The sequence below is a fragment of the Pseudomonas anatoliensis genome (assembly GCF_017976235.1).
Classification (GTDB): Bacteria; Pseudomonadota; Gammaproteobacteria; order Pseudomonadales; family Pseudomonadaceae; genus Aquipseudomonas; species Aquipseudomonas anatoliensis.
This window is the reverse complement of the sequence record NZ_JACVHC010000003.1, coordinates 631,769-644,499: the sequence shown is the minus strand read 5'-3', so window position 1 is coordinate 644,499 and position 12,731 is coordinate 631,769. Positions and strand designations below refer to the sequence as shown.

General features: G+C 60.3%; 12 protein-coding genes. 5 read left to right on the top strand and 7 right to left on the bottom strand.

Annotated features, from left to right (window positions below; all coding sequences use genetic code 11):
- Window positions 1–9 precede the first annotated feature (9 nt).
- From ICA16_RS12490 to aspA, 5 genes are all read right to left on the bottom strand, one after another.
- Window positions 10–1,041: a histone deacetylase family protein gene (locus ICA16_RS12490; RefSeq protein ID WP_210700709.1), complete on the bottom strand. Its 1,032-nt coding sequence runs from the start codon at window positions 1,039–1,041 to the stop codon at window positions 10–12.
- Window positions 1,042–1,309: 268 nt separating this feature from the next.
- Window positions 1,310–2,305, bottom strand: a complete 996-nt coding sequence (locus tag ICA16_RS12485) for an AraC family transcriptional regulator (RefSeq protein WP_210553320.1) — start codon at window positions 2,303–2,305, stop codon at window positions 1,310–1,312.
- A 169-nt stretch (window positions 2,306–2,474) separates the two neighbouring features.
- The gene (locus ICA16_RS12480) at window positions 2,475–3,479 is read right to left on the bottom strand and encodes an asparaginase (RefSeq protein WP_210700708.1); all 1,005 of its coding nucleotides are present in this window, start codon (window positions 3,477–3,479) and stop codon (window positions 2,475–2,477) included.
- Window positions 3,480–3,647: 168 nt separating this feature from the next.
- Complete coding sequence (locus ICA16_RS12475; RefSeq protein WP_210700707.1) at window positions 3,648–5,099, bottom strand: alanine/glycine:cation symporter family protein; 1,452 nt, start codon at window positions 5,097–5,099, stop codon at window positions 3,648–3,650.
- A gap of 485 nt (window positions 5,100–5,584) precedes the next feature.
- Window positions 5,585–7,009 carry an aspartate ammonia-lyase gene (gene aspA / locus ICA16_RS12470; protein WP_042561826.1) on the bottom strand — a complete coding sequence of 475 codons (1,425 nt, stop codon included), beginning with the start codon at window positions 7,007–7,009 and terminating at the stop codon, window positions 5,585–5,587.
- A 180-nt stretch (window positions 7,010–7,189) separates the two neighbouring features.
- Between aspA and ICA16_RS12465 the strand changes: the two genes are divergently transcribed.
- From ICA16_RS12465 to ICA16_RS12445, 5 genes are all read left to right on the top strand, one after another.
- On the top strand, window positions 7,190–8,098 hold the full coding sequence (locus tag ICA16_RS12465; RefSeq protein WP_210700706.1) for a LysR substrate-binding domain-containing protein: 909 nt from the start codon (window positions 7,190–7,192) through the stop codon (window positions 8,096–8,098).
- Between the two features lie 308 nt (window positions 8,099–8,406).
- On the top strand, window positions 8,407–8,898 hold the full coding sequence (gene purE, locus ICA16_RS12460) for a 5-(carboxyamino)imidazole ribonucleotide mutase (RefSeq protein WP_007954291.1): 492 nt from the start codon (window positions 8,407–8,409) through the stop codon (window positions 8,896–8,898).
- Between the two features lie 10 nt (window positions 8,899–8,908).
- Window positions 8,909–9,991, top strand: coding sequence for a 5-(carboxyamino)imidazole ribonucleotide synthase (locus ICA16_RS12455; protein ID WP_210700705.1), 1,083 nt, complete (start codon window positions 8,909–8,911; stop codon window positions 9,989–9,991).
- A gap of 112 nt (window positions 9,992–10,103) precedes the next feature.
- Entirely contained in the window at window positions 10,104–10,349 is a 246-nt protein-coding gene (locus ICA16_RS12450; RefSeq protein ID WP_016772475.1) for a GlsB/YeaQ/YmgE family stress response membrane protein, read from the top strand.
- 87 nt (window positions 10,350–10,436) lie between these two features.
- The gene (locus ICA16_RS12445; protein ID WP_210700704.1) at window positions 10,437–10,973 is read left to right on the top strand and encodes a DUF3299 domain-containing protein; all 537 of its coding nucleotides are present in this window, start codon (window positions 10,437–10,439) and stop codon (window positions 10,971–10,973) included.
- A gap of 83 nt (window positions 10,974–11,056) precedes the next feature.
- On the opposite strand, the gene ICA16_RS12440 is transcribed toward ICA16_RS12445, so the two are convergent.
- Together ICA16_RS12440 and ICA16_RS12435 are read right to left on the bottom strand one after the other, a co-directional pair.
- Complete coding sequence (locus ICA16_RS12440; protein WP_210700703.1) at window positions 11,057–11,956, bottom strand: D-hexose-6-phosphate mutarotase; 900 nt, start codon at window positions 11,954–11,956, stop codon at window positions 11,057–11,059.
- Between the two features lie 58 nt (window positions 11,957–12,014).
- Window positions 12,015–12,419 (bottom strand): acyl-CoA thioesterase, encoded by a 405-nt coding sequence (locus ICA16_RS12435; RefSeq protein ID WP_003229628.1) that lies wholly within the window; start codon window positions 12,417–12,419, stop codon window positions 12,015–12,017.
- Window positions 12,420–12,731: the final 312 nt, after the last annotated feature.

Genomic DNA, 12,731 nt, shown 5'->3' with positions numbered 1-12,731 from the left:
GGTCGTGCTTCAGTGAGCGCCTTCAAAACCTTCCAGCACGTTCACCGCGTTGATGCCGATTTCTTCCACCGCGTAGCCACCTTCCATCACGAACAGCGTCGGTTTGCCGAGCGCGGCGATACGCTTGCCCATCGCCAGGTAATCCGGGCTGTCGAGCTTGAATTGGGAGATCGGATCATCTTTGAACGTATCGACACCCAGCGACACGACGATGATGTCGGCGCCATAACGGTCGATCTCGTTGCAGGCCTGATCCAGCGCCGCACTCCAGGCGTCCCAGCCGGAACCGGCGGGCAATGGATAGTTGAAATTGAAGCCCTCGCCGGCGCCTTCACCGAGCTCGTCCTCGTAGCCGAGGAAGAACGGAAACTCCGCTTCCGGATGGCCATGGATCGAGGTGAACAACACGTCACTGCGGTCGTAGAAAATCGATTGGGTGCCGTTGCCATGGTGGTAGTCGACGTCGAGGATCGCGACTTTCCTGTGGCCCTGATCGAGGAAGGCCTGGGCGGCGATGGCGGCATTGTTGAGGTAGCAATAACCGCCCATCAAATCGCCGGCAGCGTGATGTCCCGGTGGACGACACAACGCGAAGGCACTGTGTGCGCCGCGCTGGATCGCCGCTTGCGCGGTCAGTGCAACTTGCGCCGCGCTGTACGCTGCTTGCCAGGTGCCGGCGGTGATCGGTGCGCCGCCGTCGAAGCTGTAGTAACCGAGTTGGCCGTGCAGGCTGGTCGGTTTGATGGCGCGCAATGTGCGGGCTGGCCAGGTGTAGGGCAGCAAGTCGCCGTCGGTGTTGAATTCTGTCCAGCGAGCCCAGGCGCCTTTGAAGAACTCGAGATAGTCGCGGCTGTGAATGCGGGCGATCGGTTCGAGGCCGAAGTCCTGCGGTGCTTCAACCGGGCCCAGATGTTGATGCTGCACGCGTTGCAGCACATGGTCGGCACGCGACGGCATCTCGAAGCAAGGCTTGAGCTGGCCATCGATCAATTCGCAGCGGCCATGGTGAAGGTGGTGATCGTCCGAGTAGATCGTCAGCATTTGTTGTTCTCCGCGGGGGCTGATTCGGTTGCTTTCAGTGTTGCGGCGCGAGACGAATTGGAAAACGGCAGGAGAGGCCAAAAGGGGATCGATATGGCCAGAACCTCTGACCGCTATTCGCCCCTTGCTGGAAAAGGCCCGTCCAAGCAACAGACATGAAACACAAACCCTGTGGGAGCTGGCTTGCCAGCGATAGCGGCGTGTCAGGCAACATTAATGTTGCCTGTGCCGAAGTCATCGCTGGCAAGCCAGCTCCCACATTGGAATATCAATGCGGTCTGAACTGGCTCGGCGCGACGCCGCTCCAGCGCACAAACGCATGGCGAAAGCTCGCGGTCTCGCTGAAACCCAGGGTTTCGGCGATGCGGTAGATCGGCAATTGATCCTCACACAACATCTGTTTGGCCCGCTCGAAGCGCAGCTCATCGAGCAGTTCCTGATAGCTGCTGCCCATGTCCTTCAAATGCCTGCGCAGGGTGCGCGGCGAGCATTTCATTTGCTGGGCCAGACCTTCCAGTCCCGGTGCGGCGTTCAACTGGGCACTGAGCAACTGTCGAATACGGCCCAGCCAGGCCTGACGTCCGGTGAATTCGAGGTTCTGCTTGCGACAGCGTTCAGCCATGGCTTGATGGGTGATGGCGTCTGCCAGCGGCAGCGGCTGGTCCAGCCAGTGGCGGTCGAAGGCGAACGCGTTGTCCTTGGCGGCAAAATGCAGCGGGCTGGCGAAGTGTTCGGCATAGCTGTCGCGGTAGTCCGGCGCGGTGTGCTCGAATCGGGTGGCGAGCAAGGGCAGTGGATGCCCGAGCAGGTCATCACAAATGACTTTCAGCGACACCAGGCAAAATTCGGCGTTGAACACTGCCATCGCCGGGCTCTCGCGGTAATCCGCGGCGACAAACCAGACGCGTTCGCCGTCGTCCTCAAGACTCAGCTCGAAAAGTGTTCCCAACAGCGCCGGATAGCGAATCGCCAAGCGCAAAGCGTCACCGAAGGTGGCACAGGTCAGCAGTGCGTAGCCGAGAATGCCGTAGCAGGAAACGTGCATGCGTCGGCCCAGTTCCAGACCGATATCGTGCTTGAGCGCGACCGCGTTGGCGCACACCTGCATCTCCTGATTGGTGGTGATGCGCGTGTCGGCCCGGGCCAGATCCGCTGCACTGATGCCGCTGCCGGCCAGCAGCGCCTCGCTGGATAAGCCTTGATCCCTGAAGGTGTTGAGCACCAGAGAGACCGCGTTAAGGGTTGTGAGGTGGGAGTGGAGCATAAGATCTTCCAGCCTTGGGATGCTGGAAAAGAGAGCAAGTTATGTGCCGAGCGAAAATCAAACTGTAGGAGTGAGCCTGCTCGCGATGGCGTTCAGTCAGCCAACATAAGTGTTGAATGATGGATGGCTATCGCGAGCAGGCTCACTCCTACAGGGGAATTGTGTGGTGTCAGATCAGCTCACCACACAAGTCCAGCTCCATCAGCCGCCGCACTTCAGCAGTTTCAAGACCCGCCCCCAGCAAGCCATGCAACTTGCCGAACGCCGCTTCACGGGTCATGCCGCCACCGGACAGCACGCCAACCCCGCGCAGGCGGCTGCCAGCCTCGTACACGTCCAGCTCAACCCCGCCTTCATGGCATTGCGTCACCGCGACCACCACCACGCCGTTGTCCCGCGCACGGCCGAGGCTGGCGAGGAACTCTGGATTGTCGCTCGGCCCGGTGCCGCTGCCGTAGCACTCCAGCACCAGACCCTGAATGCCGCTGTCGAGCAAACCGTCGAGGATCGCGGCGCCGATTCCGGGGAATAACGGCAGCACGGCAACGTTCGCCAGTAGCTTGGGCTGGTTGTAATTCAACGCTGGCGGCACAGAAGTAGCTTTCACGCCGCCGCCCTGACGCTCCAGGCGCTTGAATGGATGACGACCGAAGCTGCGCACTTTCGCGCAACGGGTTGGCGCCAGCAGTTCACCGTGGAAGTACAGATGCACACCCGGCGCCAGACCCTGACCGAGGGCGACCAGCGCGCCGCTGAGGTTTTCCCAGGCATCGCTATCGGTGACGCCGGCCGGCAACATGGAGCCTGTGAAACACACCCGAGCATGCAGGCCGAGCAACTGGAAACTCATGGCCGCGGCGCTGTACGCCAGGGTGTCGGTGCCATGCAGGATCAGCACGCTGTCGCAGTTCTGTACATCAACCGCATCGACCACTGCTTCACGCAGTTGCTGCCAATAGGCCGGGGTCATGTTGGCGCTGTCGATCAGCGGCGACATTTCACGAAAGCGCCACTGCGGCACGACCAGTTCTGGCTGGCTGTGCAGATAGTCGCGCATCCGCGCTTCAAAGCCGGACGCCGGGGCCAGGCCATTGGCGCTGGCCTGCATGCCGATGGTGCCACCGGTGTAGAGCACCATGACGTTCTGCGCGGCTGGATAGGAATTGGCAATCATCTGAAGGTCTCCACAAGAGATGACATTGTGGGAGTGAGCCTGCTCGCGATAGCGGTCATTCATCAACATAGATGCTGATTGTTAGATGGCTATCGCGAGCAGGCTCACTCCTACAGGTATTGCATCACAATAACTGACGGGCGCAGGAGATGCGCCCGTCATCTCCCGTCAGCGTTGCGCTGCAGGGACGCCTTGCGGCTCGACTTCGGTCTTGCCAGCGGCAGCAGGCGGGTTGGCCGGCCAGGCTTTGCGGTCCAGATCCAGATCCGGGAACTTGCTCGAATCGAACACCGGCGTCTTGATGCCGGCCGCACGCTGGTCATCGTAGTCACGCAGGATGCGCATGCCGATCTTGAACAGCAGGAACAGCGCGATCAGGTTGACGAACGCGAGCATGGTCATGGTGATGTCGGCGAAGGCGAACACGGTGCTGAGGTTTTCGACCGCACCCCAGAAGATCAACACCAATACCAGTGCGCGGTAGCCGATCAGCGCCTTGCGGTTTTCACCGATCAGGAAGCGCAGGTTGCTCTCGCCCAGGTAGTAGTTGTAGAGGATCGAGGTGAACACGAACAACGCCAGGGCGACCGAGATGAACATCCGGCCCCATTCACCCACCACAGCGGCCAGCGAGTTCTGGGTCAGGGCAATGCCATCGCCTTCGAAGCCCGGGGTGTAGAAGCCCGACAGCAGGATCAGCAGCGCGGTGCAGGTGCAGATCACGAAGGTGTCGAGGAACACGCTGAACGCCTGAACCACACCTTGTGCGACCGGGTGCTCGACCGAGGCCACAGCCGCCACGTTCGGCGCACTGCCCAAACCGGCTTCGTTGGCGAACACGCCACGCTTCACGCCCATGACGATGGCGCTACCGATCAGACCGCCGAATGCCTGGTCGAGACCGAATGCGCTTTTGACGATGGTCATCAACATGGCTGGGACGTGGTCGAATTGCAGCACGATCACGTAGAGGGTCACGCCGATGTACACCAGGGTTTTCACCGGCACCAACAGGTCAGCGACCTTGGCGATACGCTTGATCCCGCCGACGAACACCAGACCCAACAGCACCGCCAGACCGAGGCCGGTGTAAGTGGTGTCGAGGCCGAAAGCGTCGTTCAGCGAGTGTGTCACCGCGTGGGCTTGCAGGCCGTTGAAGGCGAAACCGAAGGTCACCAGCAACAGGAACGCCATGACCATACCCAACCAGCGCTTCTGCAAACCGTGCTGGATGTAGTAGGACGGACCGCCACGGAAGGTGCCGTCGGAGTCGGTACGTTTGTAGAGTTGGCCGAGCGAGCATTCGAAGAAGCTGCTGGACATGCCGACCAGTGCAGTCACCCACATCCAGAACACCGCACCTGGCCCACCGAGGGTCACGGCGATGCCGACACCGGCAATGTTGCCTGCACCGACGCGGCCGGCGAGGCTGAGCATCAGGGCCTGGAACGAGCTGAGCTGCCCGGCGCTGCTTTTCAGGCTGTCGCGGAACACCGCGAACATGTGGAAGAAGTGGCGCAATTGAACGAAACGCGAGCGAATCGTGAAGTAGCTACCGAGCCCGACAATGAGCACGATCAGTACTTTCCCTGAGAGGAAGTCGTTAATGACTTCGAGCATGGATTTTTCCTCGCTGTTTTTTGTGTAAGCAAATGCTGGATGTTCTGAAACATCGCGTTACACCGGTTTGCGCGCGGCACAACAGGTGAGGCGAAGGTTTCGTCCCGGATCCATTTCGCGGGTTTGTTATTAGTTCGGGTTTCGCATGGGTTATGGCCTCGTTATCGACGACCGCTCACGCGAAGAGGGGCGGCACTATACCGATCAGTGGCGCGCCCGTCTGCACGGTAGTGGTGCAAGCGACGAAACGAGGTGCTGCAGAATCAAAAGATCGCAGCCTTCGGCAGCTCCTACAGGTGCACATCAATTAATGTAGGAGCTGCCGAAGGCTGCGATCTTGGCGGTATCAAAAGCACAAAACATTTAACGTCCTGCCCGCAAAGAAGTTAAAAAAAAGGGCCTGGAGAAAAATCCCCAAGCCCTCAAAAGGTGAGAGGTGTCTAGTCCCTCGACCTGGTGAGCGGTGCTACAAATAACGCGTCGGCTCAGGCTTTGAGCGGAACCAGACGCGGCGCAATCATGTTTTCCGGGCGCAGGATGTCGGCGAGCATGGCTTCGTCGAGCAGACCTTCTTCGCGCACCAGTTCCAGCACGCCGCGGCCGCTTTCAAGAGCGATGCCGGCGATGCGGGTGGCGTTTTTGTAGCCGATGTACGGGTTCAGTGCGGTGACCAGACCGATCGAGTGCTCGACCAGTTCACGGCAGCGCGCTTCGTTGGCGGTGATGCCGACGATGCAGTGCTCGCGCAGCATGTCCATGGCGCGTTGCAGCAGGCGGATCGAGTCGAAGATCTTGAAGGCGATCAGCGGCTCCATCACGTTCAGCTGCAATTGGCCGCCTTCGGCTGCCATGGTCAGCGCCAGATCGTTACCGATGACCTGGAACGCAACCTGGTTAACGGCTTCCGGGATTACCGGGTTGACCTTGCCGGGCATGATCGAGCTGCCTGGCTGACGCGCTGGCAGGTTGATTTCGTTGATGCCGGTGCGTGGGCCGCTGGACAGCAGGCGCAGGTCGTTGCAGATCTTCGACAGCTTGACCGCGGTGCGCTTGAGCATGCCGGAGAACAGCACGAAGGCGCCCATGTCGGAAGTGGCTTCGATCAGGTCGGCCGCTGGCACCAGCGGTTGACCGCTGATCAGCGCCAGACGCTGTACCGCCAGCGCCTGATAACGCGGGTCGGCGTTGATCCCAGTGCCGATCGCGGTGCCGCCCAGGTTCACTTCAGTCAGCAGTTCCGGGGCCAGCGTCTTCAGACGGGCCAGGTCTTCGCCCATGGTGGTGGCGAAAGCACGGAATTCCTGACCGAGGGTCATCGGTACGGCGTCTTGCAGCTGGGTACGGCCCATCTTCAGGACGTGATCGAATTCTTTACCTTTGGCCGCAAATGCCTGAATCAGGCTGTCGAGGCTGGCGAGCAGGGTGTCGTGACCCAACAGCAGACCCAGGCGGATGGCCGTTGGGTAGGCGTCGTTGGTCGACTGCGCCATGTTCACGTCGTCGTTCGGGTGCAGGTATTGGTACTCGCCTTTCTGGTGACCCATTGCTTCCAGAGCAATGTTGGCGATCACTTCGTTGGCGTTCATGTTGGTGGAGGTACCGGCGCCACCTTGAATCATGTCGACCACGAACTCTTCGTGGAAATCACCGCGGATCAATCGGGCACAGGCTTCGCTGATGGCAGCGTGCTTGGCTTCGCTCAGGTGACCCAACTCACGGTTGGCGTCAGCGGCGGCCTGTTTGACCATCGCCAGACCCACAACCAGTTTCGGGTAATGCGAAATCGGAACGCCCGAGAGGCGGAAGTTGTTCACCGCTCGCAGGGTCTGGATGCCGTAATACGCTTGAGCCGGTACTTCGAGGGCGCCAAGCAGGTCGTTTTCTGTGCGGAAAGATGCAGCGGAGGACATGATAGAAATCATCTCGATATGGACCCGGTCTGTGCCGGAACGCTGCGAATGCTAGGCTTGTGGGGAAATTTGGGCCAATGCTGTTAAGCACTGGCCTATGCACATTCGGCATAATGCCCGTGTGACGCCGCGTGCGCGGCAGACGTGTGACCTGTTTTGGTGCGTGTCCGGGAGGACGTGATGAATCTGGAAAGCAAATGGCTCGAGGACTTCAGTGCTCTGGCCGCCACCCGCAGCTTCTCGCAGGCCGCCGAACGACGTTTCGTGACTCAGCCGGCATTCAGTCGGCGGATTCGCAGCCTCGAAGCGGCGCTGGGGCTGACCCTGGTCAATCGATCGCGCACGCCGATCGAGCTGACGGCGGCGGGGCAATTGTTTCTGGTGACCGCGCGCACCGTGGTCGAGCAGCTCGGCGAAGTGCTGCGCCACCTGCATCATCTGGAAGGCGGGCAGGGCGAGGTGATGCAGGTGGCCGCCGCTCACTCCCTGGCGCTGGGTTTCTTCCCGCGCTGGATCGCGCAACTGCGTAATGAAGGGCTGAACATTGCCACTCGGTTGGTAGCGACCAACGTTGGCGACGCCGTGCATGCGTTGCGCGAGGGTGGTTGTGACCTGATGCTGGCGTTCTATGACCCGGACGCAGCGATGCAGATGGACCCGGAGATTTTCCCGTCGCTGCACTTGGGCCAGACCGAAATGTTGCCGGTGTGCGCGGCAGATGTCGAAGGTAAACCGTTGTTCGATCTGGAGGGCGAAGCCAGCGTGCCGCTGCTCGCCTACAGCGCCGGAGCTTTCCTCGGCCGTTCCGTAAACGGTTTACTGCGTCAACGTCAGCTGCGATTCACCACCATTTATGAAACCGCCATGGCCGACAGCCTGAAAAGCATGGCGCTGGAAGGCCTCGGCATTGCCTGGGTGCCACAACTGAGTGTGCGTGCCGAACTGGCCCGTGGCGAGCTGGTTGTGTGCGGCGGCCCGCAATGGCATGTGCCACTGGAAATTCGTCTGTACCGCTGCGCACTGGTGCGCAAGGCCAACGTGAGGTTGCTGTGGCGCAAGCTCGAAGGTGGCGCAGCCCAAGCTTCCTGATGGAGGGTGTCTGGGGGAAAAGATCGCAGCCTTCGGCAGCTCCTACATGTTGAAATGCGCTCCCCTGTAGGAGCTGCCGAAGGCTGCGATCTTTTGATCTTTTTGGCTGACCTTCAGGTCAATAAAACCGGGCTTTTGCGGCAGATGACAGATGGTCGCGCAGGGGGCTGTTTATTACTTTCATTGCGGTATACTGCGCGGCCTTTGGCCGGTACGACCGGCCATTTTTCGTACAATCAAGCCACGCAACCTGCGTGGTTTGTTGTTTTTGACGCGCCTGCGGGCGCCCAGAGAGAAGAGGCGCGACGATGAGTGCACTGGTTGGCGTGATCATGGGCTCCAAGTCCGATTGGTCCACCCTTAGCCACACCGCCGATATGCTGGAAAAGCTCGGCATCCCGTACGAGGTCAAGGTGGTTTCTGCGCACCGTACCCCGGATCTGCTGTTCCAGTACGCCGAAGAGGCTGAAGGCCGCGGCATCGAGGTGATTATCGCCGGTGCCGGTGGCGCAGCCCACTTGCCAGGCATGTGTGCGGCCAAGACCCACCTGCCGGTGCTGGGTGTTCCCGTGCAATCGGCAATGCTCTCGGGCGTCGATTCGCTGCTGTCGATCGTGCAAATGCCGGCCGGTATTCCGGTTGCCACCCTGGCCATCGGCAAGGCTGGCGCGATCAACGCGGCTCTTCTGTCGGCAAGTATCCTTGGTGCCAAGCATCCACAGTTCCACGCGGTGCTGAAAACCTTCCGTGCCGAGCAGACAGACAGCGTCCTGGACAATCCAGACCCACGTATTGCCTGAGGTTGTTGAGATGAAGATCGGTGTAATCGGTGGCGGCCAGTTGGGTCGCATGTTGGCCCTGGCGGGCACCCCGCTGGGCATGAACTTCGCTTTCCTCGATCCTGCGCCGGACGCTTGCGCCGCTGCGTTGGGCGAACACCTGCGGGCCGATTACGGCGATCAGGACCATCTGCGCCAACTGGCCGATGAAGTCGATCTGGTGACCTTCGAATTTGAAAGCGTCCCGGCTGAAACCGTAGCGTTTCTCTCGCAATTCGTGCCGGTCTATCCGAGCGCCGAAGCCCTGCGCATCGCTCGCGACCGCTGGTTCGAAAAGAGCATGTTCAAGGATCTGGGGATTCCGACCCCGGCCTTCGCCGACATTCAGTCACAAGCCGATCTGGATGCTGCCGTGGCTGCAATCGGTCTGCCGGCTGTGCTGAAAACCCGCACGCTGGGTTACGACGGCAAGGGTCAGAAAGTCCTGCGCACGCCTGAAGATGTGGTTGGCACCTTCGCCGAACTCGGCAGCGTTGCCTGCTTGCTGGAAGGCTTCGTGCCGTTCACCGGTGAAGTCTCGCTGATCGCCGTGCGCGCTCGCGATGGTGAAACGAAGTTCTACCCGTTGGTGCACAACACCCACGACAGCGGCATCCTCAAACTGTCGGTTGCCAGCACTGATCACCCGTTGCAGGCGTTGGCCGAAGACTATTCCAGCCGTGTGCTCAAGCAGCTGGATTATGTCGGTGTGATGGCGTTCGAGTTCTTTGAAGTCGACGGCGGCCTCAAGGCCAACGAAATCGCCCCGCGCGTGCACAACTCCGGGCACTGGACCACCGAAGGCGCCGAGTGCAGCCAGTTCGAAAACCATCTGCGGGCCGTTGCCGGTCTGCCGCTGGGTTCGACGGCCACGGTCGGCGAGAGCGCGATGCTCAACTTTATCGGCGTTGTCCCGCCGGTCGAGAAAGTCATCGCCATCGAAGATTGCCATTTGCATCACTACGGCAAAGCCTTCAAGGCCGGACGCAAGGTCGGTCACGCCAACCTGCGTTGCGCCGACAAGGCCACGCTCCAGGCGCAGATCCTCAAGGTTCAGGCGCTGATCGCCGAGTAAAACAGTTTCATGTGGCAGCGGCGGAACCATTCAGGGGCCGCCGTTCTCTGATGGCAGGATGCCAAAGTCTGTCTAGGCTTTGGCATAGCCAATTCACACAGAGGGAAATGCCATGGGAATTATCGGAACCATCTTTATCGGCTTGATCGTCGGCCTGCTGGCTCGGTTCCTGAAACCGGGCGATGACAGCATGGGCTGGATCATGACCATCCTGCTCGGTATCGGCGGTTCGCTGGCGGCCACTTACGGCGGCCAGGCTCTGGGCATTTATCAGGCGGGCGAGGGCGCAGGCTTCCTCGGCGCACTGGTTGGCGCAGTCGTGTTGCTGGTGATCTACGGCCTGATCAAAAAGAACTGATCCAAAGCGACGAAGTCCTCTCCGCCAGCGCGGCGGGGAGGGCTAGAATGCTCGGCGATTTATCATCCTTTTTTACCGAGCACATTCATGCGCCGTCTTCTGTTGACTCTCCTCTTACTGGGCAGCGGTTTGGCCCACGCCGGCGAACTGCCGGAAACTGACTGGCTCGACCTGATGTCCAAGTCGGATCAAAAGGCCCTCGAGGCCATGCCTGAAATCGATCACAACTCCCCGGAAGCCATCGGCACCTTCACCGAGAAGGGCGGGATGAAGCAGGCCAAAGGTCTGCCGGCGGTGATGTATTCGAGCAAAACCGTAGCGTCGATGAATGACAAACACATCCGCATCGGTGGTTATCCGGTGCCGCTGGAATCCGACGCCAAGGGCCGCAGCACGCTGTTTTTCCTCGTGCCGTACCCGGGCGCATGCATCCACGTGCCGCCACCGCCGCCGAATCAACTGGTGCTGGTGCGATATCCGAAGGGTCTGAAGCTGGACGACATCTACACGCCGCTGTGGGTGACCGGCACGTTGAAGGTCGAGAAGGTCAGCAATGATCTGGCCGATGCAGCGTATGCGCTGGAGGCGGACAAGGTGCGGGTGGTGCAGGAGTCGGATCTCTAAAGCAAAAGATCGCAGCCTTCGGCAGCTCCTACATTGGAATGCGTTTCCCTATAGGAGCTGCCGAAGGCTGCGATCTTTTGATCTTAAAGCGGTTTGCTGGCGACGCTGACGCCCATGGTATGACTCGCCCCCGGCGCGAGCGTGACGATGTCATCCATCACATTCGCCGTCTCGATGCACAGCATGCGCTGCCAGCCATCGTTATCCATATCGCTGAGCGCCGCAGCACGGTCGATCCACGGGTTCCAGATCACGGCAGTCCGCGAGCCGGTAGAGGTCAGCACGATGCGCCGTTCCCAAGTCGGGTCGACGATGCTCAGTTGCGGCGGGGTATCGAGGTAGATGCGATCGGTTTCACCGGCAAAATGCAGATCGCCTTGCTGGCTGTGGGTTTTCCAGTCATCCAGCGTCTCGATGTAATCCAGCCCCTTCACGCCGTCGACATGCGCATTGCGCACATCGCTGACAGCAAAATAGGTATGCAGCGCCTGACTCAGGCTGACGGTGTCACTGCCACGGTTATGGCTGGTCAGGCTGAATTGCAGCTGATCCGACAGATGCAGGGTCAGGGTCAGATCCACCTGATGGGGCCAGCCCGGCAGGCCACCTTCGGGATAGGGCAACTTGAACTCGACCTTGATCCCGTTGCTCTCGGCTTCGATGCCGCCCAGTTCCCAATCCATCGCCCGCACCAGACCGTGCGCAGGTGCCGGCTGCTCACCGGTGTACATCGCCTGTACGCTCTGCGGATTGCGTTCGAACTTGCCAAACCACGGCCAGCACACAGGCACACCGGCGCGGATGCTCTTGCCAGTCTTGAACTCGGCCTTGTCGTTGAGCCAGATGATCGGCGGCTGTCCGTCGATCTGGTAACTGAGAATGTGCGCGCCTTGCTGAGCGACCAGCACTTCGGCCTGACCGTGGCGAATGCGCCAGCAGTTCAGTTCATCCAGTTTCACGGCTTCAACGTTGGGCGTGGTCATGGGACAGCTCTCGATCAGACACTTGGGACGACTATCGACCGCAAAACGGCCGCGAGGTTTAACGTGCGCGTGGCGGCACTGAACGAGTGCGGCCGCTGCCGTCGATGGCGACGAAGACGAATACCGCTTCGGTCACCTTGCGCCATTCGCTGGACAGCGGATCGTCGCTCCACACCTCGACCATCATCTGGATCGAGCTGCGACCGATTTCCAGGGTCTGGGTGTAAAACGACAATTGCGCGCCGACCGCCACAGGCACCAGAAACGCCATACGGTCGATAGCGACAGTGGCCACGCGGCCACCGGCGACACGGCTGGCCATCGCGGTGCCGGCCAAATCCATCTGCGCTACCAGCCAGCCGCCGAAAATATCGCCAAAGCCGTTGGTTTCGCGCGGAAGCGCGGTAATTTGCAGGGCCAGGTCGCCTTGCGGGATCGGATCTTCTTGTTCGAGTTCTATCATGCCGGGGGGCCTCTGACCCGTGACTCTTCGTGTGTGCTGCTGGTGGTAGCCGTCTTCGGGAAAAACGATTCAGCACCGAACATACTACGTTCGTCACGTTTTCCGTAAGCAACTAAAGGGAAACTCTGCGAAACCGGCTGCGCCGATCAAAGGGCGGGCCAACAACGTTTTCGCACAGCAACCCCCTACAAACCGGGGCAAGTTTGCGAGTATATCGGTCGGTAGACTCCACGACGACCGTCCGGTTCTGATTTCGACTGTCAAATACGCGGCTCTATGTGCTTTTTCGAACAATTTGCTATGGTGCCGAAC

Excerpts from the sequence above, each read along its gene's own strand:
- ICA16_RS12490 (WP_210700709.1), bottom strand. The coding sequence starts at position 1,041 with ATGCTGACGATCTACTCGGACGATCACCACCTTCACCATGGCCGCTGC.
- ICA16_RS12485 (WP_210553320.1), bottom strand. The coding sequence starts at position 2,305 with ATGCTCCACTCCCACCTCACAACCCTTAACGCGGTCTCTCTGGTGCTC.
- ICA16_RS12480 (WP_210700708.1), bottom strand. The coding sequence starts at position 3,479 with ATGATTGCCAATTCCTATCCAGCCGCGCAGAACGTCATGGTGCTCTAC.
- ICA16_RS12475 (WP_210700707.1), bottom strand. The coding sequence starts at position 5,099 with ATGCTCGAAGTCATTAACGACTTCCTCTCAGGGAAAGTACTGATCGTG.
- aspA (WP_042561826.1), bottom strand. The coding sequence starts at position 7,009 with ATGTCCTCCGCTGCATCTTTCCGCACAGAAAACGACCTGCTTGGCGCC.
- ICA16_RS12465 (WP_210700706.1), top strand. The coding sequence starts at position 7,190 with ATGAATCTGGAAAGCAAATGGCTCGAGGACTTCAGTGCTCTGGCCGCC.
- purE (WP_007954291.1), top strand. The coding sequence starts at position 8,407 with ATGAGTGCACTGGTTGGCGTGATCATGGGCTCCAAGTCCGATTGGTCC.
- ICA16_RS12455 (WP_210700705.1), top strand. The coding sequence starts at position 8,909 with ATGAAGATCGGTGTAATCGGTGGCGGCCAGTTGGGTCGCATGTTGGCC.
- ICA16_RS12450 (WP_016772475.1), top strand. The coding sequence starts at position 10,104 with ATGGGAATTATCGGAACCATCTTTATCGGCTTGATCGTCGGCCTGCTG.
- ICA16_RS12445 (WP_210700704.1), top strand. The coding sequence starts at position 10,437 with ATGCGCCGTCTTCTGTTGACTCTCCTCTTACTGGGCAGCGGTTTGGCC.
- ICA16_RS12440 (WP_210700703.1), bottom strand. The coding sequence starts at position 11,956 with ATGACCACGCCCAACGTTGAAGCCGTGAAACTGGATGAACTGAACTGC.
- ICA16_RS12435 (WP_003229628.1), bottom strand. The coding sequence starts at position 12,419 with ATGATAGAACTCGAACAAGAAGATCCGATCCCGCAAGGCGACCTGGCC.